The 26,242-nt window shown below is 65.9% G+C and carries 27 protein-coding genes; 15 read left to right on the plus strand and 12 right to left on the minus strand.

Annotation, left to right across the window (positions count from 1 at the left end; all coding sequences use genetic code 11):
• Positions 1-34 precede the first annotated feature (34 nt).
• The 6 genes from astD (at position 35) to C8J46_RS04430 (ending at position 5,905) form a co-directional block, all read left to right on the plus strand.
• Positions 35-1,447, plus strand: coding sequence for a succinylglutamate-semialdehyde dehydrogenase (astD, locus tag C8J46_RS04405; protein ID WP_132735508.1), 1,413 nt, complete (start codon positions 35-37; stop codon positions 1,445-1,447).
• 81 nt (positions 1,448-1,528) lie between these two features.
• Positions 1,529-2,320: a uroporphyrinogen-III C-methyltransferase gene (cobA, locus tag C8J46_RS04410; protein ID WP_132735511.1), complete on the plus strand. Its 792-nt coding sequence runs from the start codon at positions 1,529-1,531 to the stop codon at positions 2,318-2,320.
• A complete protein-coding gene (locus C8J46_RS04415; protein WP_132735514.1) occupies positions 2,317-2,613 on the plus strand; it encodes a DUF2849 domain-containing protein in 297 nt (98 codons plus the stop codon). Before cobA ends, C8J46_RS04415 begins: the two co-directional genes overlap by 4 nt.
• Positions 2,614-2,919: 306 nt before the next feature.
• Complete coding sequence (locus C8J46_RS04420; RefSeq protein WP_132735516.1) at positions 2,920-4,551, plus strand: nitrite/sulfite reductase; 1,632 nt, start codon at positions 2,920-2,922, stop codon at positions 4,549-4,551.
• A gap of 180 nt (positions 4,552-4,731) precedes the next feature.
• On the plus strand, positions 4,732-5,160 hold the full coding sequence (locus C8J46_RS04425) for a DUF934 domain-containing protein (RefSeq protein WP_132735519.1): 429 nt from the start codon (positions 4,732-4,734) through the stop codon (positions 5,158-5,160).
• On the plus strand, positions 5,153-5,905 hold the full coding sequence (locus C8J46_RS04430; protein WP_132735522.1) for a phosphoadenylyl-sulfate reductase: 753 nt from the start codon (positions 5,153-5,155) through the stop codon (positions 5,903-5,905). Before C8J46_RS04425 ends, C8J46_RS04430 begins: the two co-directional genes overlap by 8 nt.
• 161 nt (positions 5,906-6,066) lie before the next feature.
• On the opposite strand, the gene C8J46_RS04435 is transcribed toward C8J46_RS04430, so the two are convergent.
• Entirely contained in the window at positions 6,067-7,557 is a 1,491-nt protein-coding gene (locus tag C8J46_RS04435) for a replicative DNA helicase (protein ID WP_056063049.1), read from the minus strand.
• A gap of 99 nt (positions 7,558-7,656) precedes the next feature.
• On the opposite strand from C8J46_RS04435, the gene C8J46_RS04440 reads away from it, so the two are divergent.
• The 3 genes from C8J46_RS04440 to cdd are packed head-to-tail and all read left to right on the plus strand — an operon-like array spanning position 7,657 to position 9,270.
• Positions 7,657-8,139, plus strand: coding sequence for a UPF0262 family protein (locus tag C8J46_RS04440; RefSeq protein ID WP_132735525.1), 483 nt, complete (start codon positions 7,657-7,659; stop codon positions 8,137-8,139).
• A gap of 7 nt (positions 8,140-8,146) precedes the next feature.
• The gene (locus C8J46_RS04445; protein ID WP_132735528.1) at positions 8,147-8,824 is read left to right on the plus strand and encodes a GH25 family lysozyme; all 678 of its coding nucleotides are present in this window, start codon (positions 8,147-8,149) and stop codon (positions 8,822-8,824) included.
• Positions 8,821-9,270, plus strand: coding sequence for a cytidine deaminase (gene cdd, locus C8J46_RS04450; protein ID WP_132735531.1), 450 nt, complete (start codon positions 8,821-8,823; stop codon positions 9,268-9,270). The genes C8J46_RS04445 and cdd overlap by 4 nt, the downstream gene beginning before the upstream one ends.
• 193 nt (positions 9,271-9,463) lie before the next feature.
• On the opposite strand, the gene C8J46_RS04455 is transcribed toward cdd, so the two are convergent.
• Positions 9,464-11,011, minus strand: coding sequence for a porin (locus C8J46_RS04455; protein ID WP_132735534.1), 1,548 nt, complete (start codon positions 11,009-11,011; stop codon positions 9,464-9,466).
• Positions 11,012-11,151: 140 nt separating this feature from the next.
• On the opposite strand from C8J46_RS04455, the gene dcd reads away from it, so the two are divergent.
• Entirely contained in the window at positions 11,152-11,706 is a 555-nt protein-coding gene (gene dcd / locus C8J46_RS04460; protein ID WP_055878967.1) for a dCTP deaminase, read from the plus strand.
• A gap of 565 nt (positions 11,707-12,271) precedes the next feature.
• Here the strand turns inward: dcd and C8J46_RS04465 are convergent.
• From C8J46_RS04465 to C8J46_RS04485, 5 genes are all read right to left on the minus strand, one after another.
• Positions 12,272-12,631 (minus strand): tetratricopeptide repeat protein, encoded by a 360-nt coding sequence (locus C8J46_RS04465; protein WP_132735537.1) that lies wholly within the window; start codon positions 12,629-12,631, stop codon positions 12,272-12,274.
• 201 nt (positions 12,632-12,832) lie between these two features.
• Positions 12,833-13,261 carry a biopolymer transporter ExbD gene (locus C8J46_RS04470; RefSeq protein WP_165886455.1) on the minus strand — a complete coding sequence of 143 codons (429 nt, stop codon included), beginning with the start codon at positions 13,259-13,261 and terminating at the stop codon, positions 12,833-12,835.
• A 46-nt stretch (positions 13,262-13,307) separates the two neighbouring features.
• Positions 13,308-13,784 carry a biopolymer transporter ExbD gene (locus C8J46_RS04475; protein WP_132735542.1) on the minus strand — a complete coding sequence of 159 codons (477 nt, stop codon included), beginning with the start codon at positions 13,782-13,784 and terminating at the stop codon, positions 13,308-13,310.
• 94 nt (positions 13,785-13,878) lie between these two features.
• The gene (locus C8J46_RS04480; protein ID WP_132735545.1) at positions 13,879-14,670 is read right to left on the minus strand and encodes a MotA/TolQ/ExbB proton channel family protein; all 792 of its coding nucleotides are present in this window, start codon (positions 14,668-14,670) and stop codon (positions 13,879-13,881) included.
• Positions 14,671-14,724: 54 nt separating this feature from the next.
• Positions 14,725-15,405, minus strand: coding sequence for an energy transducer TonB (locus C8J46_RS04485; protein ID WP_132735548.1), 681 nt, complete (start codon positions 15,403-15,405; stop codon positions 14,725-14,727).
• 223 nt (positions 15,406-15,628) lie between these two features.
• Between C8J46_RS04485 and C8J46_RS04490 the strand changes: the two genes are divergently transcribed.
• The gene (locus C8J46_RS04490; protein WP_132735551.1) at positions 15,629-16,525 is read left to right on the plus strand and encodes a hypothetical protein; all 897 of its coding nucleotides are present in this window, start codon (positions 15,629-15,631) and stop codon (positions 16,523-16,525) included.
• A 43-nt stretch (positions 16,526-16,568) separates the two neighbouring features.
• Here C8J46_RS04490 and C8J46_RS04495 read toward each other — a convergent pair whose 3' ends face one another.
• Both C8J46_RS04495 and C8J46_RS04500 read right to left on the minus strand, forming a co-directional pair.
• Positions 16,569-16,850, minus strand: coding sequence for a Rossmann fold domain-containing protein (locus tag C8J46_RS04495; RefSeq protein ID WP_132735554.1), 282 nt, complete (start codon positions 16,848-16,850; stop codon positions 16,569-16,571).
• A 4-nt stretch (positions 16,851-16,854) separates the two neighbouring features.
• Positions 16,855-17,226: a dihydroneopterin aldolase gene (locus tag C8J46_RS04500; RefSeq protein WP_132735556.1), complete on the minus strand. Its 372-nt coding sequence runs from the start codon at positions 17,224-17,226 to the stop codon at positions 16,855-16,857.
• A 280-nt stretch (positions 17,227-17,506) separates the two neighbouring features.
• Between C8J46_RS04500 and C8J46_RS04505 the strand changes: the two genes are divergently transcribed.
• From C8J46_RS04505 to C8J46_RS04520, 4 genes are read left to right on the plus strand one after another with little or no spacing between them, the layout of a single operon-like run.
• The gene (locus tag C8J46_RS04505) at positions 17,507-18,022 is read left to right on the plus strand and encodes an N-acetyltransferase (RefSeq protein ID WP_132735559.1); all 516 of its coding nucleotides are present in this window, start codon (positions 17,507-17,509) and stop codon (positions 18,020-18,022) included.
• A gap of 43 nt (positions 18,023-18,065) precedes the next feature.
• Positions 18,066-18,632 carry a DUF1285 domain-containing protein gene (locus C8J46_RS04510; RefSeq protein ID WP_132735562.1) on the plus strand — a complete coding sequence of 189 codons (567 nt, stop codon included), beginning with the start codon at positions 18,066-18,068 and terminating at the stop codon, positions 18,630-18,632.
• On the plus strand, positions 18,629-19,225 hold the full coding sequence (locus tag C8J46_RS04515) for a CoA pyrophosphatase (RefSeq protein WP_132735565.1): 597 nt from the start codon (positions 18,629-18,631) through the stop codon (positions 19,223-19,225). Before C8J46_RS04510 ends, C8J46_RS04515 begins: the two co-directional genes overlap by 4 nt.
• Positions 19,168-20,394: a CCA tRNA nucleotidyltransferase gene (locus C8J46_RS04520; RefSeq protein WP_132736815.1), complete on the plus strand. Its 1,227-nt coding sequence runs from the start codon at positions 19,168-19,170 to the stop codon at positions 20,392-20,394. Before C8J46_RS04515 ends, C8J46_RS04520 begins: the two co-directional genes overlap by 58 nt.
• A gap of 493 nt (positions 20,395-20,887) precedes the next feature.
• Here C8J46_RS04520 and C8J46_RS04525 read toward each other — a convergent pair whose 3' ends face one another.
• The 3 genes from C8J46_RS04525 to C8J46_RS04535 form a co-directional block, all read right to left on the minus strand.
• Complete coding sequence (locus C8J46_RS04525; protein WP_132735568.1) at positions 20,888-22,546, minus strand: bifunctional diguanylate cyclase/phosphodiesterase; 1,659 nt, start codon at positions 22,544-22,546, stop codon at positions 20,888-20,890.
• Positions 22,547-22,653: 107 nt separating this feature from the next.
• On the minus strand, positions 22,654-24,906 hold the full coding sequence (gene parC, locus C8J46_RS04530) for a DNA topoisomerase IV subunit A (protein WP_132735571.1): 2,253 nt from the start codon (positions 24,904-24,906) through the stop codon (positions 22,654-22,656).
• Between the two features lie 33 nt (positions 24,907-24,939).
• Entirely contained in the window at positions 24,940-26,160 is a 1,221-nt protein-coding gene (locus C8J46_RS04535) for a glycosyltransferase (RefSeq protein ID WP_132735574.1), read from the minus strand.
• Between the last annotated feature and the right edge of the window lie 82 nt (positions 26,161-26,242).

The following is a 26,242-nucleotide window of genomic DNA, read 5'->3' on the forward strand; positions in this document are numbered from 1 at the left end:
GGAATCATCCCTGATTTGAGGCAAGAGCAGCGCCATGTCCGACGAGATCATCTCCCACGAACCGGCCACCGGCGCGGTCCTCTGGCGCCATCCGGTCGGCGACGTCGATGCCGAAGTCGCCTGCGCCCGCGCCGGCTGGTCGAGTTGGGCATCGAAACCGCTCGCCTTCCGGATCGAGACGATGCGGCGTTTCGCCAACATCGTCCGCCAGCGCAACGACGCGTTCACCGACCTGATCGCGCGCGAAACCGGCAAGCCGATCTGGGAAGCGCGCGGCGAAGTCGAGACGGTCATCGCCAAGGTCGACATCTCGGTCAGCGCCTATGCAGATCGCACCGCGCAGCGCCGGCTGGAGGCGACGATGGGGACACGCATCGCAGTCCGTCACAAGCCGCACGGCGTGCTCGCGGTGCTCGGGCCGTATAACTTCCCGGCGCACCTGCCCAACGGGCACATCGTCCCCGCGCTGATCGCCGGCAATGCGGTGGTCTTCAAGCCGTCGGAAAAGACACCCGCGGTTGGCGCCTTCCTCGTCGAGTGCTTCCGCGCCGCTGGCGTGCCCGCGGAGTGCATCCGCCTCGTCATCGGTGGCCCGAACGAAGGCAAGGCACTTGCCGCGCATCCCGATATCGACGGGCTGCTGTTCACCGGCTCGGCGCGCACCGGTCTCGCACTCAACCGCGCCTTCGCCGACAAGCCCGAGAAGATCCTCGCGCTCGAGATGGGCGGCAACAACCCGATCGTCGTCTGGGACACGCCCGACCTGCACACCGCGGCGGTGCTGATCATCCAGTCCGCCTTCACCACCGCGGGCCAGCGCTGTACCGCCGCGCGCCGGCTGATCGTCGACACCAGGCTCTACGACCCGCTGATCGCCACGCTCGACAAGATGGTCGGCCGGATCATCGTCGGCGAACCGCACGCGACCCCCTCCCCATTCATGGGCCCGGTGATCGACAACGAAGCTGCCGACCAGCTCAGCGAGAGCTTCCTCGAACTGCTTACCCGGGGCGGCCGCGCGATCCGCCATCTCGAACGTCCTGTCGCGGACCTGCCGTTCCTGAAACCTGCGCTGATCGACGTCACCGACATCGCCGACCGCCCCGACATCGAGCTGTTCGGCCCGATCCTGCAAATCGTCCGCGTCGACGATTTCGACGCCGCGATCGCCGAAGCGAACAACACGCGCTACGGCCTGTCCGCCTCGCTCATCAGCCAGACACCCGCGCTCTACGACCGCTTCTGGGCGAACATCCGCGCCGGCATCGTCAACTGGAACAAGCCGACCAATGGCGCTTCCAGCGGGGCTCCGTTCGGCGGGATCGGCTGGTCGGGCAACCACCGCCCAAGTGCTTATTACGCGGCGGATTACTGCGCCTACCCGGTCGTCAGCAGCGAATCCGAAAGCGCGCGTGCGTCGATCGGCATTGGCCTCAGCGACGGCTGACCGACCACGGAAAGCAATCCTACCCCCCGCCAAAGCATCATTCGGTTGCGGGGCAGCGTGTTGCCGCCCATCTCCGGTGACATGGCAAGTCTCCTAGACCCAACCGCGCGCGGGCGCGTCATCCTCGTCGGGGCGGGCCCGGGCGATCCCGGTCTCCTCACCGTCCGCGCGGTCGAGGCGCTCAAGACCGCCGACGTCGTCGTGCATGATGGTCTGATCGATCCGCGCGTGCTCGACATCGCGCCGCCGGGGGCGCAGCGCATCTCGGTCGCCAAGCAGCGCGCGCGCCACACGCTGCCGCAGGAGGCGATCAACGCGCTGATCATCGCGCATGTAAAAACCGGCGCGATCGTGATCCGTCTGAAGGGCGGCGACCCGTTCGTGTTCGGCCGCGGTGGCGAGGAAGTCGAAGCCGTCCGCGCCGCTGGGCTCCCTGTCGAGGTGATCCCCGGCGTCTCGGCCGCACTCGGTTGCGCCGCCGAAGCCATGCTGCCGCTCACCCACCGCGATCACTCGAGCGCGGTCAGCTTCGTCGCGGGCCAGTGCAAGGGCCTCAGCGAGCAGAACTGGGCAGGACTCGCAGGCCAGGGGCGCACGCTGGTCATCTACATGGGCATCGCCACCGCGACCGACATCGCCGACAAGCTGATGGCCGACGGCGTCGCACCCGACATGCCTGTCGCCGTTCTCGAACGCGGCACGCTCAAGGGCTCACGCGCGATCCGCACGCTTCTAGCCGATCTCGGCGCTATGGTGGCGCGTGAAGCGGTGCAGAGCCCCGCGATCATCGTCGTCGGCGAAGTCGTCGAACTATCGGACGCCGAAGACAAACTCGCCCGCTGGGCCCGCGTAGCAGAGGCAGCCGCCGCATGAAGATCCTGACTGGAAACGATCTCCCCACCGGTGACGTGGTATGGTGGACCGGCAACGGCTGGTCGCGTCATATCGAGGACGCGGTCGACGTCGGCGTGTCAGGTGAATCGATCCTCCAGGCCGAGGAAGGCGCCCGCCGCGTTAACGTCCCTTATCTGATCGAGGCGACCCAAACCGACGAAGGCCCCCGCCCCGCCCACATCAAGGACCGCATCCGCGCTTTGGGCCCAACGATGCGGCCCGACCTGACCCTCAAACCCGCCGATCCTAATGCGGGAAGCTGGGTCATATGATTCACGCAAAGCCTGTCCTGAGCGAAGTCGAAGGGGCGCTAAGGCGCGAAGAGGTTAGCAAGAAGGTGTTTCGCGCAGAGGCGCAGAGGCGCGGAGATGTTGCGCCTGCCGCGCAGCGGCCTTCACACTCGCTAGCCGCGACAGATTTGCTGGCCGCTTACGCGGAAGCTCCCTTAGAACACTTCTCCTCCGCGCCTCTGCGCCTCTGCGCGCAAACTCTTCTTTTAAATCTCTTCGCGCCATCGCGCCCCCTCGGCTTCGCTCAGGACAGGCTTCGCGTGAACCAAAACTTCTCCGGAACCCCGCATGTATAAATACGACGAATACGACCAGGCGATCGTCGACCAGCGCGTCGACGAGTTTCGCGATCAGGTCCGCCGCCGCCTCTCGGGCGAGCTCACCGAGGACCAGTTCAAGCCGCTCCGGCTGATGAACGGCCTGTACCTCCAGCTGCACGCGTATATGCTGCGCGTGGCGGTGCCGTACGGAACGCTCGACGGCCGCCAGATGCGGATGCTCGGCCATATCGCGCGGAAATACGATCGCGGCTACGGGCACTTCACCACGCGGCAGAACATCCAGTTCAACTGGATCCAGCTCGATCAGACGCCGGACATCCTCCAGGAGCTGGCGACGGTCGAGATGCACGCCATCCAGACCAGCGGTAACTGCATCCGCAACATCAGCTCCGACCAGTTCGCCGGCGCCGCCGCGGACGAGGTCGCCGACCCGCGCCCCTGGGCCGAGCTGATCCGCCAATGGTCGACGTTCCACCCGGAATTCACCTACCTCCCGCGGAAGTTCAAGATCTGCGTGATCGCGGCGGACGAGGATCGCGCGGCGATGCGCCTCCACGATATCGGCATCGGGCTGCACGTCCGCGACGGGGAACTCGGCGCGAAAATCTATGTCGGCGGCGGCATGGGCCGCACGCCGATGATCAGCCACGAGATTCGCGACTTCGTCCCCGCCGACGACCTGATGAGCTATCTCGAGGCGTGCCTGCGCGTTTACAATCGCTACGGCCGGCGCGACAACATCTACAAGGCGCGGATCAAGATCCTGCTCCACGAGATCGGTCCCGACGAATATCGCCGTCAGGTAGAGGAGGAATTCGCCGCGGTGAAGGGCCTCGGCCTCGATCCGCCACGGGCCGAGCTAGAGCGTATCACGAGCCACTTCGGCGCGCCGGAGTTCGACGCCAATGCCTCGACCGACATCGACCGCAGCGATCCCGACTTCGCGGTCTGGCTCGATCAGAACGTTAAAGCCCACAAGCAGCCCGGCTATGCGATCGTCAACATCAGCCTGAAGCCAATCGGCGGCATCCCCGGCGACGCTTCGGCGGATCAGATCGACGTGATGGCCGATCTCGGCACGCGCTACAGCTTCGACGAACTGCGCGTCACGCATGCGCAGAACATCGTCCTGCCGCACGTCCGGATCGCCGACCTGCATGCGGTGTGGTCAGCGCTGAACGACGCCGGGCTCGCCGAGGCTAATCTCGACCTGATCAGCGACATCATCGCCTGCCCCGGTCTAGATTATTGCAGCCTCGCCAATGCGCGCTCGATCCCGCTCGCGCAGAAGATCGCGACGCGCTTCGGCAGTCTCGATCGCCAGCGTGACCTTGGCGAACTGAAGCTCAAGATCAGCGGCTGCATCAATGCGTGCGGGCATCACCACGCGGGCCACATCGGCATCCTCGGCGTCGACAAGAAAGGCACCGAGAATTACCAGCTCTCGTTAGGCGGCTCGGGCGCTGAGGACGTGAGCCTCGCGAAGATCACCGGCCCCGGTTTCTCCGAGGACGGCGTGGTCGACGCGATCGAACGCGTCACCGACCGGTACCTGCAGGTCCGCGATCCCGGCGAGCGTTTCCTCGACACCTACCGCCGCGTCGGCTTTGAGACGTTCAAGGAGGCGATCTATGGATGACCCGATCGTCACCCCAGCGTCTCTGTCCGTCACCCCAGCCCCCCCATCCGTCACCCCAGCGAAAGCTGGGGTATCCCGGTGGAGCACGCCCGACCCGAACCACGAGATCCCAGCTTTCGCTGGGATGACGAGGATGGTCGCTGGCATGACGGGCGCATTGCGTGGATCGGGAGAGAAAGCATGAGCGACACCCTACTCCGCTTCCGCGACGACGAGCCGCATGACGAGCCCGCGGTGACGCTCGATTCGTTCATCGGCCAGAGCAACGCCGCCGCCGTGCGCCTGGAGGCAGGCGACGACGCGCGCGCGCTGTTGCCGCAGATCGACCAGCTTGCGCTGATCGAGGTGAGCTTCCCCGGCTACCGTGATGGGCGTGGCTATTCGTCCGCGCGAATCCTGCGCGAGGCGGGCTATACCGGCGAACTGCGTGCGCAAGGTGATGTCCTGGTCGACCAGATTCCGCTGATGCGACGCTGCGGGTTCGACAGCTTCGCGCCCCAAGCACCGATCGATATCGACGTGCTGCGTGTGAGCCTGGAACGCTACGATACGCCGTACCAGAAGGCGGCGGACGGCGCGGTGCCGGTGTGGAAGTTGCGCCATGGGTGAGCCCGCGCGCCAACTCGACATGATCGACGTCACGCCGGCGTTCACGCGTGCCGATGCGATGGCGATGCAGGAGCGGTTCGAAGGCGTCTCCGCGCAGGAGATGCTGTTCGAACTGCTGGTCGGCGAGTTGCGCGGGCGGATCGCGGCGGTGTCGTCGTTCGGCGCCGAGTCGGCGGTGCTGCTGCACATGGTCGCGCAGGTCGATGTCGACGTGCCGGTGATCTTCACCAATACGCAGAAGATGTTTGGCGAGACGCTGGCGTACCGCGACGAGCTGGCGGAAAAACTGGGCTTTACCGATCTCCGCGTGTTCCGCCCCGATCCGCGGTTGCTTGCGATCAAGGACAAGACGGGCCTGCGCTGGTCCTACGATCCCGACGGCTGCTGCGATCTGCGCAAAGTCGAACCGTTGCGGCGGGCTCTCGCCCCGTTCGATGCGTGGATATCAGGGCGGAAGGGGTTTCAGTCGGGGACCCGTACTGCCTTGCCGAGGTTCGAGGAGGATGAGGGCCGCCTGAAAATCAACCCGCTGGCGGATTGGGACAAGGCCAAGCTCGACGCCTATTTCGCCGAGCATGAATTACCGCGGCACCCGCTGGAGGCGCAAGGCTATCTCTCGATCGGCTGCGCGCCGTGCACGACCAAGGTAGCCCCCGGCGAAGACCCCCGCGCGGGCCGGTGGCGGAGTTTCGACAAGGTCGAATGCGGCATCCACGCCCCCACCGATTACGACCCGATGATCTGACCGCTTTCCCTCGCCCCTACGGGGAGAGGGAGGGAGGAGCGTAGCGACGGAAGGGAGAGGGGCGTTGGGATAGACCGTCCCGAGCCACACTCCCCTCTCCCTTCCCACGGCAAGAGCCGCGGGCCCCTTCCCTCTCCCCGAAGGGGCGAGGGAGAAGCGGATCAATACTCGGCGAGATCCGAGAACTTGGTGATCGTCGGGTCGAACTTCATCCGGACCTTGCCCGTCGCACCGTGGCGCTGCTTGGCGATGATCAGTTCCGCCAGGCCGTAGACCCGCTCCATCTCCGCCGCCCACGACGCGTGGTCCTCGAAGATCTTCGAGCTGTCCCCTTCCGCCGGGCGCTTGGGCTCCTTCGACGCGACGTAATAATCCTCGCGGTACACGAACCAGACCATGTCCGCGTCCTGCTCGATCGAGCCGGACTCGCGAAGATCCGACAACATCGGCGTCTTGTCCTCGCGTGATTCCACCGCACGCGACAGCTGCGACAGCGCCAATACGGGGACGTTGAGATCCTTCGCCAACGTCTTCAACCCGCGCGAAATCTCGGAGATTTCCTGGACGCGGTTGCCGTCCTTGCTCTTGCCCGAGCCCGACAGCAGCTGGAGGTAATCGACCACCACCAGCCCGATCTCGTTGTTATGCCGACGCTGCAACCGGCGGACACGCGTATGCAGCGCGCCGATCGAGAGGCCGCCGGTGTCGTCGATGAACAGCGGCAGATTCTCCAGCTCGGCGGCGGCGGCGGCGAGCTGGGCGAATTCGGTTCGGCTGATCTTGCCCATGCGGAGCGATTCGGAACTGATCTGCGATTGCTCGGCGAGAATACGCGTCGCGAGCTGATCCGCGGACATCTCCAGCGAGAAGAACGCGACCTTCGCGCCGACCGAATCCTTCGGCGCGATCCCGTCGGCCATGTCGCGCATCCAGCGCCGCGCGGCGTTGAACGCGATGTTGGTGGCGAGCGAGGTCTTGCCCATGCCCGGACGACCGGCGAGGATCATCAGATCGCTGTGATGCATGCCGCCGATCTTGGCGTTGATCGAATCGATGCCGGTCGTGACGCCCGACAGATTGCCGCCGGAGTTCAGCGCGCGCTCGGCCATCTTGACCGCCGCGGTCGTCGCCTGCGCGAACGACTTTACGGTGTTCTCGGAACCACCATCCGCCGCGACCTTGAACAGCTCTTCTTCGGCGAGTTCGATCTGTGCGCGCGGATTGACCTCCTCGGACGTGTCCATCGCGCGATCGACGAGCGTACGGCCGACCGACACGAGCGCGCGCAACATCGCCAGGTCATAGATCTGCTGCGCGAACTGGCGCGCGCCGATCAGTCCCGCGCCGCTACCCGTCAGCCCGGCCAGATACGCCGGTCCGCCAAGCTCGCGCATACCCTCGTCCGCATCGAACATCGGCCGCAGCGTCACTGGCGTCACGAGCATGTCGTTGCCGCGCAGCGTCTTGATCGCCGCGAAGATCCGCCCGTGGACGGGTTCGAAGAAATGCCCCGGTTCGAGCTTGTCCACGAGATCGTCCGCGAGCCGGTTGTCGATCATCATCGCGCCGAGCATCGCGGCCTCGGCCTCGACATTGCGGGGAAGCTGCTGCGGCTCGGCCACGGCGGGAACGGGGAATGCGAGAGTTGCCATCCCCTTCACCTACGCGAAGCATCGGCCCTCGTCCAAGCTGCTCGCGCCGGAATGCTGGGGATAAGTGACAGGCCGAACGCGCCCCGCTATCGAACCGGTATGGCCGACCCGCGGATCATCGACGTGCAACTCGACGAGACTAGTCTCGGCTGGCGCTCGCCCGACGTCGAGCAGGAACGCCGGATCGCGATCTTCGACCTGATCGAGGGCAATCACTTCGCACCCCAGCGCGCCTACCCGGACGGCTATGCCGGCCCTTACAAGATCAAGCTCCAGTCGGAGGAAGGGCGCCTCGGCATCCATATCCACCGCGAGGACGACACGCATCTCGAGACGCTGGTGCTCGCGCTCGGTCGCTTCCGCCGGCCGATCCGCGATTACTTTGCAATCTGCGACAGTTACTATCAGGCGATCCGGCAATCCTCCCCGGCGCAGATCGAGACGGTCGACATGGCCCGCCGGGGCGTCCACAACGAAGCTGCCGAGCTGCTCAAGGAGCGTCTCGACGGCAAGATCGAGGTCGATTTCGACACCGCGCGACGGCTGTTCACGCTGATCTGCGTCCTCCACATTCGCAACTAGAAGACCCATGGCTCACGCACTTCTGAAATTCGCGGCCGCGCTCGCCGCAACAGGCTTCGTCGGCATTTGCGGCTGGACCGCCGCGACCGGCTGGCACCCCGACGTCAAGCACTACCCGCTGCAGGGCATCGACCTCGCCGAAAACCCCGGGCCAGTCGAATGGGGCACGGTGCGCGCGAGCGGTGCCGACTTCGCCTACATCGTCGCGACCTCGGGCACCGACCGCCGCGAGCCGACGTTCGAGGCGAACTGGGCGGCGTTGCCCGACGCCGGCCTGCGCCGCGGTGCGGTCCATGTCTATTCGCTGTGTCAGCGCGCGGACGAGCAGGCGAACGCGTTCAACACCTTCGTGCCGCGGACCTCGGACGCGTTGCCGACCGCGGTCGACATCGCGTTCCACGACGACTGCACCGCGAGGCCGGACCGCGCGACGCTGATCGCCGACATCGCGCAGTTCGTGACGATGGTCGAGACGCACACCAGGCAGCCGGTCATGCTACGGATCAGCAAGGCGGTGGACTCGCAATACACGCTGTCCGACGCCGTCCCGCGGCCGCTATGGGCGGTGGAGAATATCTTCAAGCCCGACTACACCGCGCGACCGTGGCGGATGTGGCGCGCGAGCGATTTTCGTCGCATCGACGGGATCGAGGGACCGGTAAACTGGGACGTGGTAGCATCATGACCGAACACGCAATACAACTCGTCGCCGCAGCACGTGACGCCGCCCGCAACGCCCACGCACCCTATTCGCGGTTCGCGGTCGGTGCGGCGGTATTGCTGAACGATGGCACCGTCATCACCGGCGCGAATTTCGAGAACGCCAGCTACGGCCTGTCGCTGTGTGCGGAAACGGTCGCGATCGCCACCGCCAGCGCTGCAGGTCGGCTCCGCGATATCGTCGCGATCGGCGTGATCGGCGGCGCGATGGACGCCGAGGGTCGCGCCACCGGCACCTCGCCGGTCAGCCCGTGCGGTCGCTGTCGCCAGGTCATCAACGAAGCCGCACAGATGGGCGGGCGCGACCTGCCCGTCCATTGCGGCGCCGCGGCAGGCGAAGCGATTCGCACCTACACCGTGTCGGAATTGCTGCCGGATGCATTCGGGCCGGCGGACCTAGGTATCAGCTGAAGCCTTGTCACCCGGACAGGTTCGGTACCCCTTCAAACACATACAAGTCGGCGATCGTACGGCGCCCTTGTTCTCCTGCGAAGGCGGGAGCCCAGTCTGAATCCCCGCCTTCGCGAGGAAACAAAGCTTCCTTGTTCGAAAGGGATAGCCACCGACTGGTTCCGAGCTCAGCCGCGCCAGCTCGAACCTCGCCTCAATAATTCCACTGCAACTGCGTGCGGATCAAATTGCCGTCCGCCCTCCCTGTGCGCCGCTCGTCCGCCTCGCGTCGCTCCATCCGTGCATAGGCGATCGTCAGCTCGATCGGCGGGGTCGGCTGAAATTCGATCCCGAGCTCGAACTCGTCGGTCTCGAGTCGCGGCGCATTGGCCAGCGCCTTCCACCCGCCGCGGTAATATTGCCAGCGCGCATACGGCATGAACGGGCCGAGCGGCGACGTCTTCACTCGCCCCATCGTCTGGATGTAACCGCCGTTCAGCCGCTTGGTCGCGATCGACTGCGACGTCGCATCATATTCGGGGCCCCGTCCCCAGTTCCATTCCGCCTGGAACCCGATCGGCTGCGGATACAGGATCGCGTGGACGCCGAACCGCTCGTCGGCGAACGCCGTATCGCTGACTCCGCCGCTCCGCAGTTCGGGCTGCACGCGGTTGCGGATCGCCGCTACGCCCGTTTCCAGCACCTGCCCCGCGAACGCGCTGCCGAAGCCGTCGAGCGCGAACGGCCATGTCGCCATCGCCACAGTCATCACGCCGTCGTTGGTTTCCGCGCGGCTGATGCCCTGTCCGTTATAGGCGCCCACCCCGAACGCCCCGTAATTGCCGAACAGCTTCTGGCCGTCGTCCTCGAGCCGGTCCCAGATCCGCTGCACCTGCGGTGGCGTGTAGAAGGCGACGATGCCGAGGTCGCGCTCGCCGGGCACCGCACTGTTGATCCCATCGCTGCGATCGAGCGTCAGGCGGTTCGACGAGGACTGCATGTTTTCCCAGCCGAACGGCACCTTCGACTGGCCGAAGCGAAGCCGCACCGTGCGCCCCGCATCGAGGAAGGTATCGACATACGCATCGCGAAGCTGGGCAAAGCCCTCACGACGCTCGCTCCCCGACTGGTTGCTGACGTTGACCGCGAAATCGGGCTGAAAATAGAACGACACCCGGTCGGTCAGATCGCCTTGCAGGACGAGGCGGACGCGACGCACCGAGAAATTGCTGTTGTCGCCGATCGCGCCGTCATGGACCGATCGCAGCCGCGACTGGCCATCGGGCGCGGTACGATCGCCCGACACTATCTCGTTGAACCGCATCTGCGTGTAGCCGCGCAGCGTGATGCGATCATACCAGGCTTGCTTGCCCGCCGTCGGTGCAGCGGCAAGCTGCGGTGCCGGGCGAGGCTGTGCTTGTGGTACGGCTACAGGTGGCGGCGCGGCGTTAGCCAGGTCGGTCTCGGGCGCGGTGGTCGGCCGCGTCGAACTGGTCGAGCTTGCCGTCGGCACCTGTGCGGCCTTGAGTTCGGCGATCGTCGCCTTCAATTCGTCGATCTGGCGTTGCAGGTCCTGCACCGTCTGCGCGGACGCCGCGACCGGTAGCGTAAGCGTTCCGGCGATCGCGATCAGCAACCGGGACGAAAGCCACAAGGAGCGCCGCGCAGTACCGTTTGCCGCGCCACCGGGCGCGTGCACGACGCTCGCCGATACGCCGGAGGATGGCACACGACGCGCTGCGGTTCGCGATGCCTGATTCATGACATTTCCATGACGCCCCCATGACGATCCGGAAGATCGCGAGCAACGTCATTTTCGCGGCAAAATCGCGCAGGGGTGGCGCACGTGCCCTTGCCGCGGCCCGCTATCCAAGCGAAAGCGCACGGCGAAGAGGAGCTACCATGTCCGTGATGTCCGACCGCTGGATCCGCGAGCGCGCGCTGGGCGACGCGATGATCGAGCCATTCCATGAGGCACAGCGTCGCGATGGCTGCATCTCGTACGGGCTGTCGTCCTATGGCTATGACGCGCGCGTTGCCGACGAATTCAAGATCTTCACCAATGTCGACAGCGCGATCGTCGACCCGAAGGACTTTGCCGCGAACAGCTTCGTCGACCGCAAGACCGATGTCTGCATCATCCCGCCGAACAGCTTCGCGCTTGCCCGCACCGTCGAATATTTTCGCGTGCCGCGCGACGTGCTGGTGATCTGCCTTGGCAAGTCGACCTATGCGCGCTGCGGGATCATCGTCAACGTGACCCCGCTCGAGCCCGAATGGGAGGGTCATGTGACGCTGGAGTTCTCCAACACCACGCCGCTGCCCGCCAAGATCTACGCGAACGAAGGCGCGTGCCAGTTCCTGTTCCTCAAGGGGAACGAGCCGTGCGAGGTGAGCTATGCCGACCGTGCGGGGAAATATATGGGGCAACGCGGGGTAACCCTGCCACGGCTTTAGGGCTTGGTTGAAGATGAGCGAGGCCCCGACGGGTTGAAACGTTGCCGTCGCTCGGGAGCGCGGATTGCTTGAGTCCCCCGACACGCGTCCGCGTTACCTGGCGCGCTGCCTCAAGCACCTTGAGTCGCTGTCGTGAACGCATCCGCCTCACACACGCCCACCCCGGCGAAGACCGGGGCCCAGGTGGAAAGGCCTCAATAACGAAGCGTGCCGATCTTTGGCAACGTTCCCCAACTGGGCCCCGGCCTTCGCCGGGGTGGTGCCGGTAGGATAGTACCCGGCATGACCAGATCGGGCCTCCCCGTCGCCCAGCCGGAACTGACCGCAGACCGCACAGACGTCTTTGCCTCAACGACCTGTCCTGACCAACGACGCGAAAACGTCCTCGAGTCGCCCCATGCATAACAGCGCGTAGTTGCAGGCCGCATCGATGCACGACCCGATGCCGACTCCGCGCCCCTGACGCACCAGCCAACCCTGTGTCCCCGAGAAGGAGGACCAGACTGGGCCTTCACGGAAGAACAAGGAGGGGCCCCCCTCCCCGATCACTACCGAAACCAAAGCGTTAGCGAGTCGCGATCTGCTGCGTCTGATGGCCAAGCGCGCGGCTCGCAATGTCGTGCGACGACAGCACCGCACCCGATGGCAAATCCATCGCGACCGCGGGCCGCGCCAGCACCGCGGCATACAGCGCGCGTGCTTCCGACTCGCGGCCGGTCCGATGATAGACCGAGGCCAGATTCAACATCAGCTCGGGACGCTGCGGGAAAATCTTCCGCTCGGCGACGATGCGCTGTTCCGCCGTCGAGAGATCACCCGCCGCGATCGCCGTGTAGCCGGTGCGATCGACGGTCGCGGACGGCGCCGCCAGCGCCGGCGTCACTGCGCCGAGGGTTGCGAGAACGAACAGGACGGTCTTGCGCATCGCTCATCTCCATGGACCTTCGCCGATCCGAAGGTTTCATTTTTATGACAACGGTGTGTCACTTCGATGACTGTCATACAAGTACATTGATCAAGTCCTGCAAGAGCCCCGCAGATGCCCCCTGCACATCCTCCCGCGCACAACGAAAAAGGGCGGCCCCGGAGGACCGCCCTTTGAAGTTCGATAGGTACGCGAGTCGACTTAGAAGTCGTTGCGATACTGCTCGTTGCCGATGAAGCCGAGCTTGGTGATCGAGGACCGCTTGATAACGGCCAGCGTGCGATCGACCACTTCATACTTCGACTGCGGATCGGGCTGGAAGTGGAGTTCGGGCTCAGGCGTCATGCCAGCGGACTGATCCAGATACTGGCGCAGCGTGACTTCGTCGACCGGCGAACCGTTCCACGCGACGACACCGGCGGGATCGATCGTGATCTTGTTCTTCTGCGGATCGACCGGGTTCTGCGGCTGGTTCTTGCTGTTGACCGGAAGGTCGACCTTCACCGCGTGCGTCTGAATGGGGATCGTGATGATGAACATGATGAGGAGAACGAGCAGGACGTCGATCAACGGCGTCATGTTCATTTCCATCATCGGCGCGCCATCTTCTTTGCCGCCGCTCATTGCCATCTTATACTACTCCTAAATACGTCCGAGCAACCTTCAGCGTTCGGCATCAACGTTCGGTGGTGCCGCCTGGAGGCGGTTCGGAGATGAAGCCGACGCGGGCGAACCCGGCCTGCTGCATCGTGTAGATCGTCGCGCCGATGCAGCGATACGGTGCGTTCACGTCGCCGCGGATGTGCGCCTCGGGCAATTCGAGACCGGCCGCGTTGACACCGCCCTGACGTGCGATCTCCGCTTTCAGCTTGTCGACCGCGCGCTGCAACAGCTCTTCGTGCGTGACCGGCGAAAGACCCCAGTACACCTGGCACTGGTTATTGGCCGACGTCACCGACAGCGAGACGTTCTCGGGCTTGGTCATCGTCGGATCGAACCGAACATCCGGCAGCTTCAGCTGCACTGCCTGGACCGCGACGGTCGTCGTCACCAGGAAGATGATCAGGAGCACGAGCATGACGTCGACCAGCGGCGTCGTATTGATGTCCGATATCGAACTCTCGGTGGAATCGCCACCAACACTCATCGCCATGTGCGAACTATCCTATCCATATAATCGCCACCGGAACCGCCGGCGGCAATGAAGCGGGGCCGCTGCGGACAGCAGGCCCCGCCTTTTGCACGTCTTAGTTGGCGCGCGGTACGCCACCGGTCTGGCCGGCGGTCGTGGTCGTCGTGACAGGCTTCGTGACGGGCTTTGCAGCACCGGCGATCGACGGGCGGACGGCACCGTTCGAAGCAAGGAAGCCCAGCACGTCGTTCGAGAAGGCCGACAGGTCCTCTGCGATCGACTTGTTGCGACGCTGCAGCCAGTTGTACGACAGAACGGCAGGAACCGCGACGACCAGACCGAGGGCGGTCATGATCAGGGCTTCACCGACCGGCCCTGCGACCTTGTCGATCGATGCCTGACCCGATGCGCCGATCTTCACGAGTGCGCGGTAGATGCCGATAACCGTACCAAACAGACCGATGAACGGCGAAACCGAACCGACCGTCGCGAGGAAGGCGAGACCGCCACCCAGCTTCGAGTTGATCGCGGCTTCCGAACGCGCCAGCGAACCGTGCAGCCAGTCATGCGCCTCGACCGGATCGGTCAGCTTCGAATGCTGCTCCTGAGCGGCCAGACCGTCGTCGACGATCTGCTTGTAGGCCGAGTTCTTCTCGAGCTTGGCCGAACCTTCGCGCAAGGAGTTCGACGACCAGAACGCCTGACGGACGCGCTTGCCCTGGCCGATGATCTTCTGCTGCTCAAACAGCTTCGAGAAAAGGATGTAGAACGAGACGACCGACATCAGCACGAGGATGCCGAACACGGTCTGCGAGATCAGACCGCCTTCGCGGAGTGCGGCTTGCAGGCCGTACGGGTTGGCGTCGGCTGCGGCGGGCGCTGCCGCTGCAAGAATGGTGGTGATCATGATCGGTTTAGTCCTCTGACTGAATTTTATCTGGTGCGGTTAGGGTAGGTGGGATCAATCCTCTGGAAGGACCCACCGGACGTTCAACTGGTACGACGAGGCGATCGGATTGCCGTTCTCGTCCTTGGCCGGGGTGAAGCGCACCCTTGCCTTGGAGATGCGGCACGTCGCGTCGTCGAGCGTCGTGTTGCCGCTGCCCGACGACACCGTACAGCCGGTCACGCGACCATCCGTACCGATCGTCAGCTTCGCGGACACGCGACCCTGCGCACCCTCACGCTGTGCCGATGGCGGATAGTTATCCGCACCGAAATACTGCGCCGGATTACCCTTCAGACCGGCAGCCTGCGACACCCTGGGCGCTGGCGGCGCTGCTGGCGGTGCCGGCGGCGCTGGAGGCGCTGGCGGAGCCGTCGGCTGGCTGAGCGGGATGATGTTCGACGTCTGCATGGCAGGCGCGGGCTGAGGCGTGACAACCACCGGCGGCGGCGTGACGACCGTAGTCGGCGGCGGCGGCAGGTTTGGCTGGTCAGGCGGCGGCGGCGGGGGCTCGTCGGGCGGAGGCGGCGGCGGCGGCGGCTCCACGTCGAACGTCGTCATCTTTTCTTGGGCCTTTTTCACGTACTGGTACGCGAGGCCCGTGACGAAAGCGTAGCCCAAGGCCGCATGAATCAGCGCGACGATCACGATCGCGACGATTTTGCCTCCGGACATCTTCTGGTCAGTATAGGCCATTCAGAAACGACACTCCCTTAATCTGCCTGCTCCGTACGCATGGTTCGTACTGAATACGCGACGCATACGTCTGCCGTTGGCCGGAATAACCACGGGGCAGTCGCCAAGTCCTATCGCCACGTCATGCGACACGCAAACGCTTTGTCAGACGCAACAAACGTACAATCGCAAGATGGCAGAATTATTTCTGTATCGTTCAGGCACGGTCGCGTAGCTTGCGGGCATGAATCCACTGTTTCCCGTTACGGCTTCGGCCCTCTCGCTGGCGCTCGTCGCGCTCCCCGTCCGTGCCGCGCAAGCGCCCGTCGCGCCGCAGGTTTCCGCCAGTAACGACGCCGGTTCGGGTGCTGCGATGCAACAGGATCCTGCTGGCCGCATCGGGTATGCCGACATCGCTGACCTCGTTCTGTCCGCGCCGATCATCGCCGATGCAACGGTGCGATCGACAAGTAAGATAAAAGCGGCCGAAGCGCCCAATCTCGCCCCGGGGCTTGTCCGACTATATGTCGAGGTGGACGTTACCGCGCTGGTTCGGGGGGCGGACGGGTTGCCGCCACGAATCGGATATCTGCTTGACGTCATGCCCGATTCGGCGGGCCACGTGCCCAAGTTCAAGAAGGCACGCGTGCTGATCTTCGCCCGACCGGTGGCGGGGGCGGTCAACCAGGTCCAGCTGGTCGCGCCCGACGCGCAACTCGATTGGACGCCCGCATCGGATGCGCGCGCACGACGGATCGCAAAAGACGCGTTGGCGAGCGATGCACCGCCGGTCATCACCGGGGTCGGCAATGCCTTCCACGTCGCCGGCGCGCTGCCCGGCGAGGGCGAGACGCAGATTTTCCTGACAACCGCGGATCAGCGTCCGGTGTCACTCTCGATCCTGCGGCGCCCCGGCGAGCAGCCACGCTGGGCCGTTGCGCTGAGCGAGATCGTCGACGAGTCGGCTGCCCCCCCCGCGCCCGAGACTCTGCTGTGGTACCGGATGGCGTGCGCGTTGCCGCCGACCCTGCCCGAGCGGAGCACCACGTCGCTCGAAGCCGCCGATGCGACGATCGCGCGCGAGGACTATGCGTTCGTGCTGGCCGCGCTCGGCCCATGCGGTCGCACGCGGAAGATCTAGACGCCCCCATGATCTTCCCCGCACCGGGGAGGATCGTTCTGGATCAGCGCTGGCGGATCTCGATCACTTGCCCGGTGGTGGACCGTGCCGCTTCGAGAAAAGCGACCGCGGCATCCACATCGGCGGGCTTGGCCCCCGCGGTCTGCACCACCGCATTGACCCGAGTCGCAGGCGCCAGTTCGATCGCCAGCGGCCCGATCGCCGCCCGCGCCTGCGCCATCGCCAGCACGTCCAGCGTCGCGGCAATCGCCACGACTCGCGAGTCGCCAATCGCCCCCCGCACCAACGCGGCGACATCGTCGCCCGGCTCCAGCGTCAGCCGCATGGCGTCAGCGGCGATGGCGGACGAGCGTCACGCCGATCGCCTCGTCCGCCTCGGCGATCGCCAGCTTGACGATCTTCACCTGGACGCGCAGCACCCGCGCATCCTGCAGGAACAGCGTCTCGCAAATGTGATCCGCAACGCCCTCGATCAGCGTGAAGTGCACGCCGACCGGCAGCGCGGTAGTCGCCGCGTTCTTGAGATCGAGATAATTCTTCGAGGCGGACAACGGCGTGTCCGGGTCGAACCGCTTGGGGCACACCATATCCACGGTGAGCGAAATCCGCAGCGGCTGCGGCAGGTGGGTCTCCTCCGAATAGATGCCGGTCAGGACCTGCACTTCGAGATCGTGGACTTCGAGTTGAAGACTGTCTTCCATCGCCGCGCCTCTAGCAGACGCACGCCGAGATGAAAGTCGGCTCTTCGAAGCGTCGTGCGAAGGCCGATCCACCAATCCTCCCCGCCAGGGGAAGGTGGCGCCGGAGGCGTCGGAGGGCGAGGCGGCGATAACCGGTGGTACCTGCCCTCCCCCTCCGTCCGGCCAGGCGTGTTCGCCGACGGCCGGTTATCCTTGCGTTCAGCCTCGCCAAGGCTAAAGCGCGCTGCCCCACCGACCAGGTGCTGTCCAGGCTCGGACGCACTAGGGGCAGGAGATGCCGGTGATCACTCTCGTCCCCCTCGACAGCATCGACTCGACCGCAGTCGAGTTCCTGCTCGACCGCGCGTTCGGGCCCGATCGGTTCGCGCGCACCGCCTACACGATCCGCGGTGCCGGCAAGGCGATCGCCGCGCTCAGCTTCGCCGCGGTCGAGGACGGCGCGCTCGTCGGCTCGATCCAATGCTGGCCGATCGCGCTGGTCGACGATACCCGCCAGATCCCGCTCGTCATGGTCGGCCCGGTCGCGGTCGAGCCGACGCATCAGGGCGACGGAATCGGCCGGCAGTTGATGGCGCGCGCGCTCGACGCCGCCGCGGCGACCGGCCTCGACGATGCGCTGATGCTGATCGGCGATCCCGACTATTATGGCCGCTTCTTCGGCTTCACCGCCGCGCGTACCGCACGCTGGAACGCACCCGGTCCAGTCGAACGTCACCGCCTGCTCGCGCGCGGCGATGCGGTGCCGGACGGCAGCGGGATGCTTGGTCCCCGCGTGCCGGTCACCGCATCTGCATAAGGCGCCGCTTTACCTCGGCCCCCTGCCCGCCTAGTCCGCCGCCATGCCCATGGATCCCATTCCCGATATCGCCTCGCTCAGCCTCGCCGAGATCGCCAAGCTCGTCGAAGAGGCCAAATTGCCGCCGGTCGAGAAATGGAACCCGACGCACTGCGGCGACAGCGAGATGCGGATCGCGCGTGACGGCACCTGGTATCATCAGGGCTCGCCGATCGGGCGTCCGGCGATGGTCCGGCTGTTCTCGACGATCCTGCGTCGTGAGGCCGATGGCAGCCACGTCCTCGTCACCCCGGTCGAAAAGCTCGATATCGAGGTCGAGGACGCGCCGTTCATCGCGGTCGAAATGAAGGCGGAGGGCAGCGGTCGGGACTCGAAGCTCGCCTTCCGGCTCAACACCGGCGACCTCGTCACCGCAGGTCCCGAGCATCCGTTGCGCTTCGTCGAGGATACAGATGGCCCGCGACCCTACCTCGCCGTCCGCGGTGGGATGGAGGCGCTGGTGGTCCGCTCGGTCTATTACGACCTCGCCGAGCGCGCGATCGCCGATGGGGAGACGCCCGCCGGCCTGTGGAGCGATGGTGCGTTCTTTCCGCTGGAGCCCGCCGCATGAGCCTGACGGAACGGTTGGCGGCAGCACTGGCCAAGGGCGCCGGCTCGCACATGATCCTGCTCACCGGAGACCAGCATGACGGCGACCTCACCGCCGCCGACACGCTGCTCCCCGCGGCGGTGCTGATCGCGGTCACCGATCGCGCCGATCCCGGCGTGATCCTGACGCAGCGGACCGACACGATGAGCCGCCACCCCGGCCAGATCGCATTCCCCGGCGGCCGGATCGATCCCGGCGAGGACGTCGTCACCGCCGCGCTGCGCGAGGCGGAGGAGGAAATAGCGCTCCCCCGCGACCGGGTGCAGGTGATCGGCGAGGCCGACAGCTACCGCACCGTCACCGGCTTCCAGGTAACGCCCGTCATCGGCATCATCCCGCCGGACCTGATCTTCACGCCGAGCGAGGCGGAGGTCGCCAGCGTCTTCGAAGTCCCGCTCGCGTTCCTTCTCGACGAGGCGAACCATGTCGAGGCGACGCTCGAATGGCAGGGCCATGACCGGCATTATTACGAGATCATGTGGAACGAACGCCGCATATGGGGTGCGACCGCGGCGATGATCGTCAACCTCGCCCGCCGCCTGAGGTGGTCTTGATCCTCCCGTCCGCGCCGTGGCGCGACCGTGACGGCCTTGCAGCATTGACCAAGGTTCTGGGTGCGGCAGAGGGCGAGTCGCGCTTCGTCGGCGGCGCGGTGCGCGATACGCTGCTCGGGATCGACGTCGCCGATGTCGACATCGCCACCCGCCTGCCTCCGCAGGAGGTGATCGAGCGTCTCCAGGACGCGCGGATCAAGGCGGTCCCGACCGGACTCGCGCACGGTACGATCACCGCGGTCACCGCCGCCGGGCCGGTCGAGGTGACGACGCTGCGCCGCGACGTCTCGACCGACGGTCGCCACGCGATCATAGCCTATACCGACGACTGGCGCGAAGACGCGGCGCGGCGCGACTTCACGATGAACGCGCTCTACGCCGATCCCGCGACCGGCGAGATCTTCGATTATTTCGGCGGGCTCGACGATCTCGCGGCACGACGCGTGCGCTTCATCGGCGACCCGTTGCAGCGGATCGCCGAGGATCACCTCCGCATCCTCCGCTTCTTCCGGTTCCACGCGCGCTTCGGCACCATCATCGACAAAGCCGGGCTCGACGCCTGCACCGCGCGCGCCAACGACCTGATGGCGCTCTCCCGCGAACGGATTGCGAGCGAAGTGCTCAAACTGCTGGTCGCCGCCAATGCGGTGCCGGTCGTCGCGCTGATGGTAGAGCGCGGCATTTTCCGCGCCGTCCTCCCCGAGATCGACGCCGCCGGAGCCGAACGTCTCGCCCTCCTAGCCGACCGCGAAGCCGCGGCAGGCATCGCGCCCGACCCGATCCGCCGCCTCGCCATGACGATCGCACCCGCCGCGGCCGAAGCCGTCGGCGCGCGGCTGAAGCTATCGAACACCGACCGCAAACGCCTGATCGCCGCCACCGCCGGCCCCGGCGAGGAGGGCCCCCAGGCGCTCGCCTATCGCGCAGGCACGGCCGGCGCGATCGATCGGCTACTGATCGCGGGCGACGACGTGGCCGCGATCAAGGACTGGACACCACCCGCATTCCCGTTCTCGGGCGGTGCCCTGGTCGAACGCGGCCTGCGCAAGGGTCCGGATGTCGCGGCGATGCTGCGCAGGGTCGAGACACAGTGGATCGTCGAAGGCTTCCCCGACGCGGCACGGGTCGCCGTGATCGCCGACGAAATGGTCGCCGAAACGCTGAACTAGCGCGGCAGACCTGCCCGATCTGCAATCCTCCCCCTGCCGGGGGAGGATCGTCGGAATGTGGACCAAGTATTCCGCCCGCTTCACCGCAGCGCCCCGCCCGTCCCCTCAGTTCTGCCCATCCCGCCAGACCCCCGCGCCGCCGGACTCGCCCGCCTCGTCGGACTCGCCCGACCCGTGGGACTCGCCTGCCCCTTCGGACTCGCCCGCCCCTCGACCGTCACCCCAGCGAAAGCTGGGGTATCCCGGTTGGCGCGTGCTGGACGCTCCACGAGGAGATCCCAGCTTTCGCTGGGATGACGGGCGCGGTTGGGATGTCCGGCTGTCGGGACGGTGGACTGTCGGGACGGCAGGTGCTGCTCGGACGGTGAGCTGTCGGGACGACGGTAGCCGTTGAAACGACGGTAGCGGTTGGACTAGAGCGCGCCACGGGCATGACAGTGGCAGCTGCCTTGGCGGCGCTCAGAACAAAGCCGATCGATGCGCACCCCCAACTCTACCGCGCAATCATCGCAAACGCCGCATCCGCCTCGAGCGGCTTCGCATAGAAATATCCCTGCCCAAACGTGCACCCCAGCGCCGCCAGGGTCTGCGCGAGTTCGTTGGTCTCGATCCCCTCGGCGGTCGTCTTCATCCCGAGCGCCTGCGCAAGACTCAGGATCGCGCGGACGATCGATACCTTGTCGCGGTCCGCGAGCATCCCCGTCACGAAGCTCCGGTCGATCTTCAACACGTCGATCGGCAATTTCTGGAGATACGCCAGGTTCGAATAGCCGGTCCCGAAATCGTCCATCGCCAGCGTCGTACCGAGCGCCTTCAGCGCATGCATCGTCCCCGCGATCCGGTCGGGATCGGACACGATCGCGCTTTCCGTCAGTTCCAGCGTGAACCGGTCACCGGTCAGGCCGGTCGAGTCCAACGCAGCGCTCAGGACCGGAGCAATGTCGTCGCGCTGCAGCTGGATTGCGGACAGGTTGACCGCGACCTTGACGCCGCAATGACCCCCGAAGCGTTCGTCCCAGCGCGCCAAGGTCTGCGCCGCCTCGTCGATCGCCCAGCGTCCGAGCGGAACGATCAACCCCGATTCCTCGGCCACCGGGATGAAATCCGTCGGACAATGCACGTGGCCGTCTCGATCGGTCCAGCGCGCCAGCGCCTCGAACGATACGATCCGCCCGGTCGCGAGATCGCAGATCGGTTGATACGCCAGCCGCAACTCGCGGTTCGCGATGGCACGCCGCAGCGCGGTCTCCATGCTGAACTGCGCGCGCGCGATCGCAAGGTCCTGCGGCAGGTAACTTTCGGCGCGACCGCTGGCCTTGGCGCGCTTCACGGCGAACTGCGCGTGACGGATCAGTTCCGCGACGTCCTCGGCTTCGTCGGCGCCATAGGCGATCCCGACCGAGCATTCGACGCTGATCTCGTAATCGGTCAGGCGGAACGGTGCCGTCAGCGTGCGCTGGATCCGCTCGGCCAGCGCATGGGCCTCGCCACGATTGCCGTCGAGCGCCATCAGGATGCCGAACTGGTCGCCGCCGATCCGTGCCAGCGTATCGCCTGCGCGGAGCGCGCCCTTGATCCGACGCGCCACGGTGATCAGCAATTCGTCGCCCGCCAGCGAACCGAGGCACGAGTTCAACCGCCCGAACCGGTCGATATCGATCGCGAGGACGGCGTTGGCGCTACGATCCTCGCCCCCCTCGATCAGGTCCTCGAATCCTTCGCGGTTGGGCAGCCCGGTCAGGCTGTCGGTGGTCATTTCGCGCCGGAGGCTGCGCTCGGTCTGAACCTGCGACGTCTGGTCGACGAAGCTGATCGTGCAGCGGTCGCGGAATGCGGCGAACGAACGGGCGATCGTCACGCGGTAATAGCGACAGTCGATCGCGTCGCCGAGCACCCATTCGAAGTCCGTCCGGATCAGCTGGGATTCGAGAAAGGCGACGATACGCGGCGCAAGGTCGACGATCATCGGCGACCGTTCCGCCACGACACCAAGGCCCGCGAGCCGGTACGCGCGGTTCATCGCGAACAGCTCGAACTGGCCTCCGGTCAGCACGAGATGCGCCGCGGGAATGGGGATGAGTTCAAGCGCCCGTGCGACCAGGTCGGTCGCAACAATGTTCTGCGCTATCGCTTCCGGGGCCATCGATGCCATGCCCCTGCCTAGCCGACCTTCGTTAAGACGTCCTGAAGGAACCGAATAGACCGGTTATCTGTCAGTTTTAGCCAATCGCACGATTTTACAGCGTGCTATCCGCTGGATCAGCCAAAACGATTGTCGCGAGGGAAGCCCGTCGGCGGCATTCTCCCCGCCGCACCGCGCGCCGCACGCCACGGCCCCAAGTCCGATTCGGTTCTTTGCCGCCCGCTACCGCCGCCCATCGCCCAGCTCAAACCCTCGGCGAAGGTGAAGGTGATCGCATCCGCCAGCCCGCCATCGCGGTAGCGCTGCAACTGGAGCCCCTGCCCGCGCGTCATCTCGACCAGTTCGGCGAGCGGGAACACCAGCATCTTGCGATTATCGCCGATCGCCGCGACGTAATCGTCATTGGGACCAATCGGCCGGACGATCTTCAACTGCGCGCCCGGCCGCGGCGTCATCACCGTCTTGCCCTTGCGAGTCTCGGCGATCACGTCAGCGCTGCTCACCGAGAAGCCACGCCCATCGGTCGCGACGATCAGCAGTTTCGGATGCCGGCTCGCGGGCAGCAGCGCGACGATCCCGACGCTGCCGTCGAGGTCGATCATCGCCCGCACCGGCTCGCCAAAGCCACGCCCGCCCGGCAGCTTGTCCGCCGCCAGCGTGTAGAACCGCCCATTCTCCGCCGCGAGCAGCAGCTTGTCCGTCGTCTGCGCGTGGAACGCGAACGCCGGGCCATCGCCCTCCTTGAACTTCAGCGCTTCCGGGCTGGCGAGATCGTTGTGGCCACGCATCGCCCGGATCCAGCCGCGCTGCGACAGGATGACGGTGATCGGCTCGCGCTCGATCATCGCCTCGAGCGGAATGTCGCGCGTCGGTGCGGCCTCCTCGATCGTCGTACGGCGTTTGCCGAGCACCGTCTCCAGCCCATAGCGATCGCGGATCTTCGCCATGTCGCGCTTCATCCGCGCGCGCTGTTTCTTCGGATCCGCGAGCAGCGCTGCCAGCGTCGCCTGCTCCTTGTCGAGCTTATCGCGCTCGGTCTTGATCTCGAACTCTTCGAGCCGCCGCAAGCTGCGCAGCCGCATGTTGAGGATCGCCTCGGCCTGGCGATCGGTCAGCGCGAACTCGGCGATCATCACCTTTTTCGGCTCGTCCTCGGTGCGGATGATCTCGATCACGCGGTCGAGGTTGAGGTACGCGATCAGATACCCGTCGAGCAGTTCGACCCGGTCGGCGATCTTGCTCAGCCGGTGCTCGGTCCGCCGGCGCAATACCACGAACTGGTGATCGACCCACGCCGCCAGCGCCTCGCGCAAGCTCATCACCCGCGGCGTGCGATCCTTGTCGAGCACGTTGAGATTGAGGCTGATTCGCGTCTCGAGGTCGGTCAGCCGGAACAGCCCGTCCATCAGGATCTGCGGATCTACCGTGCGACTACGCGGCTCCAGCACGATGCGGATCTCGGTATCCGATTCGTCACGCACGTCGGCGAGGATCGGCAGACGCTTGGCGTTGATCAGCTCGGCGATCTGCTCGATCAGCTTGCCCTTCTGCACGCCGTACGGGATCTCGGTGACGATCAACTGCCAGCCGCCACCCTTCTCGCGCTCGGTCTCCCAGCGCGCACGGACGCGGAACCCGCCCCGCCCGGTCGCATAGGATTCGCGGATGACGGCGGGCGGATCGACCACCAGCCCGCCGGTCGGGAAATCCGGCCCCTTCACATGCTCGAGGATCGCCGCGTCGTCCGCGTCCGGCGTATCGATCAGCACGATCGCCGCCTCGAGCAGTTCGGCGGCGTTGTGCGGCGGGATGCTCGTCGCCATCCCGACCGCGATCCCGCTCGCGCCGTTCGCCAGCAGGTTCGGGAACAGCCCCGGGAACAGCTCTGGCTCGTGATCCTCGCCATTATAGGTCGGACGATACGCAACCGCGTCCTCGTCCAGCCCATCCATCAGGTCGATCGCGACCTGAGTCAGCCGCGCCTCGGTGTACCGGTAAGCAGCCGCGTTATCGCCGTCGATGTTGCCGAAATTGCCCTGCCCGTCGACCAACGGATAGCGCATCGCGAACGACTGCGCCAAGCGCACCATCGCGTCGTAGACCGACTGGTCGCCATGCGGATGGTATTTGCCGATCACGTCGCCGACGACCCGCGCGCACTTCTTGTAGCCCTGCGCGGGATCGAGTTTCAGCAGCCGCATCGCCCAGAGCAGGCGCCGATGCACCGGCTTCATCCCATCGCGGACGTCGGGTAGCGACCGCGCCGTGATCGTCGACAACGCATAGACCAGATACCGCTCGCTGAGCGCGCTATCGAAGGGGGCGTCGACGATGCTGTCGAAGGGGTCTTTGAAATCACTGCTGGCCATTGCACGCATCGATAGCAGCCGCGCGCGTAACGATCAAAGCATCCCGCGCGTCATCGTCACCTTTTGTTCTCGTGGCGCCTTGGGGACATGCCCGGCGATCGCCGCGGCAAGCAGCGCGCGGTGCTGCCGCCCGGTCTCGCGCCAGTCGTAGCGCTCGCCGTAAGTCCGCGTCGCGCCCCGATCGGGCAGGTCGGCGAGCAACCGCGCGATCCCCTCGGCGATCGCCGCATCCGATCGATCCGCGGTCAGCACGCCAGCCTCTGGCACGCGCACCACCTCGGGTGAACCCCATACCGGCGTCGCCACCAAAGGCGTTCCGCAGGCAAGCGACTCGAGCAGGACGTTGGCGATCCCCTCGCGATCGGAGCAGCTCGCGGTCAGATCCGCCGCGCCGTACAGGTCGGGCAATCGATGCTGGTCGACATGGCCGAGGAAATCCACGCGTCCCGCAACGCCGAGCTTGGCCGCCAGCGCGCGCAACGCCCCCCCGCGCGGCCCGTCGCCGGCGATCATCAACCGCACGTCGGGCAAAGTCGCGATCGCTCTGATCGCGAAGTCATGCCCCTTGCGATCGATCAGATGCCCGACCGACAACACCGTCGGCGCCGTGATCCCCATCCGCCGTCGCAAGGCCATGCGGTCGGCAGGCGGCGAGAACAGCACGAGATCGACCCCGTGCTCGACCACACAGACTTTTCCGGGCGCCGCACCGATCGCGATCAGTTCGTCGCGCAGCGCCGCCGCCACCGCGGTCGTCGCGCTTGCCCGGTCGATCGCCGCCAGGATCATCGCGCGTTCGGCGCGGTAGTGCGGGATCAGGCTGACATCCGTGCCGAGCGCGCTCATCACGAACGGCCGATCGAACTTCCGCGCAAGCAGGCTCGCGGCGACGCCGTCCGGATACAGATAATAGGAATCGATCACGTCGAAATTGAACTCACGCCGGATCCGCGCGATGTGCCGGTACAGCGCCGCCGCCATCAGCCACGGCGCCGCGATCATGCCGATCTTCGGCACCACCGGATAGCGCGGGTAGGTCACGGTTACGCCGCGGCGCACCGCGGCATGCGGCGCGTTCGCGAACTCGGCATAGCGCCCGAACCGGGGATCGGCGCTCGGGAACCACGGCACGGGCGCGACCACGCGAACCTCGTCGCCGGGCCGGGCGACATGACCGACACGGTGCTCGATGAAGATCCCGTGACGCCGCTGCACGGCATTCGGGTACAGGCTCGACAACACCAGGATCTTCAAGGCGCACCCCCGTGCTCGATCCGCGTGGCCGCAGATCACTTCTACATCTTCTCTACGCCGACTTTCGCCGGGTTCGGGGCAA

The organism is Sphingomonas sp. PP-F2F-A104-K0414 (assembly GCF_004340945.1).
Classification (GTDB): domain Bacteria; phylum Pseudomonadota; class Alphaproteobacteria; order Sphingomonadales; family Sphingomonadaceae; genus Sphingomonas.

Excerpts from the sequence above, each read along its gene's own strand:
- astD (WP_132735508.1), top strand. The coding sequence starts at position 35 with ATGTCCGACGAGATCATCTCCCACGAACCGGCCACCGGCGCGGTCCTC.
- cobA (WP_132735511.1), top strand. The coding sequence starts at position 1,529 with ATGGCAAGTCTCCTAGACCCAACCGCGCGCGGGCGCGTCATCCTCGTC.
- C8J46_RS04415 (WP_132735514.1), top strand. The coding sequence starts at position 2,317 with ATGAAGATCCTGACTGGAAACGATCTCCCCACCGGTGACGTGGTATGG.
- C8J46_RS04420 (WP_132735516.1), top strand. The coding sequence starts at position 2,920 with ATGTATAAATACGACGAATACGACCAGGCGATCGTCGACCAGCGCGTC.
- C8J46_RS04425 (WP_132735519.1), top strand. The coding sequence starts at position 4,732 with ATGAGCGACACCCTACTCCGCTTCCGCGACGACGAGCCGCATGACGAG.
- C8J46_RS04430 (WP_132735522.1), top strand. The coding sequence starts at position 5,153 with ATGGGTGAGCCCGCGCGCCAACTCGACATGATCGACGTCACGCCGGCG.
- C8J46_RS04435 (WP_056063049.1), bottom strand. The coding sequence starts at position 7,557 with ATGGCAACTCTCGCATTCCCCGTTCCCGCCGTGGCCGAGCCGCAGCAG.
- C8J46_RS04440 (WP_132735525.1), top strand. The coding sequence starts at position 7,657 with ATGGCCGACCCGCGGATCATCGACGTGCAACTCGACGAGACTAGTCTC.
- C8J46_RS04445 (WP_132735528.1), top strand. The coding sequence starts at position 8,147 with ATGGCTCACGCACTTCTGAAATTCGCGGCCGCGCTCGCCGCAACAGGC.
- cdd (WP_132735531.1), top strand. The coding sequence starts at position 8,821 with ATGACCGAACACGCAATACAACTCGTCGCCGCAGCACGTGACGCCGCC.
- C8J46_RS04455 (WP_132735534.1), bottom strand. The coding sequence starts at position 11,011 with ATGAATCAGGCATCGCGAACCGCAGCGCGTCGTGTGCCATCCTCCGGC.
- dcd (WP_055878967.1), top strand. The coding sequence starts at position 11,152 with ATGTCCGTGATGTCCGACCGCTGGATCCGCGAGCGCGCGCTGGGCGAC.
- C8J46_RS04465 (WP_132735537.1), bottom strand. The coding sequence starts at position 12,631 with ATGCGCAAGACCGTCCTGTTCGTTCTCGCAACCCTCGGCGCAGTGACG.
- C8J46_RS04470 (WP_165886455.1), bottom strand. The coding sequence starts at position 13,261 with ATGGCAATGAGCGGCGGCAAAGAAGATGGCGCGCCGATGATGGAAATG.
- C8J46_RS04475 (WP_132735542.1), bottom strand. The coding sequence starts at position 13,784 with ATGGCGATGAGTGTTGGTGGCGATTCCACCGAGAGTTCGATATCGGAC.
- C8J46_RS04480 (WP_132735545.1), bottom strand. The coding sequence starts at position 14,670 with ATGATCACCACCATTCTTGCAGCGGCAGCGCCCGCCGCAGCCGACGCC.
- C8J46_RS04485 (WP_132735548.1), bottom strand. The coding sequence starts at position 15,405 with ATGGCCTATACTGACCAGAAGATGTCCGGAGGCAAAATCGTCGCGATC.
- C8J46_RS04490 (WP_132735551.1), top strand. The coding sequence starts at position 15,629 with ATGAATCCACTGTTTCCCGTTACGGCTTCGGCCCTCTCGCTGGCGCTC.
- C8J46_RS04495 (WP_132735554.1), bottom strand. The coding sequence starts at position 16,850 with ATGCGGCTGACGCTGGAGCCGGGCGACGATGTCGCCGCGTTGGTGCGG.
- C8J46_RS04500 (WP_132735556.1), bottom strand. The coding sequence starts at position 17,226 with ATGGAAGACAGTCTTCAACTCGAAGTCCACGATCTCGAAGTGCAGGTC.
- C8J46_RS04510 (WP_132735562.1), top strand. The coding sequence starts at position 18,066 with ATGCCCATGGATCCCATTCCCGATATCGCCTCGCTCAGCCTCGCCGAG.
- C8J46_RS04515 (WP_132735565.1), top strand. The coding sequence starts at position 18,629 with ATGAGCCTGACGGAACGGTTGGCGGCAGCACTGGCCAAGGGCGCCGGC.
- C8J46_RS04520 (WP_132736815.1), top strand. The coding sequence starts at position 19,168 with ATGGGGTGCGACCGCGGCGATGATCGTCAACCTCGCCCGCCGCCTGAG.
- C8J46_RS04525 (WP_132735568.1), bottom strand. The coding sequence starts at position 22,546 with ATGGCATCGATGGCCCCGGAAGCGATAGCGCAGAACATTGTTGCGACC.
- parC (WP_132735571.1), bottom strand. The coding sequence starts at position 24,906 with ATGGCCAGCAGTGATTTCAAAGACCCCTTCGACAGCATCGTCGACGCC.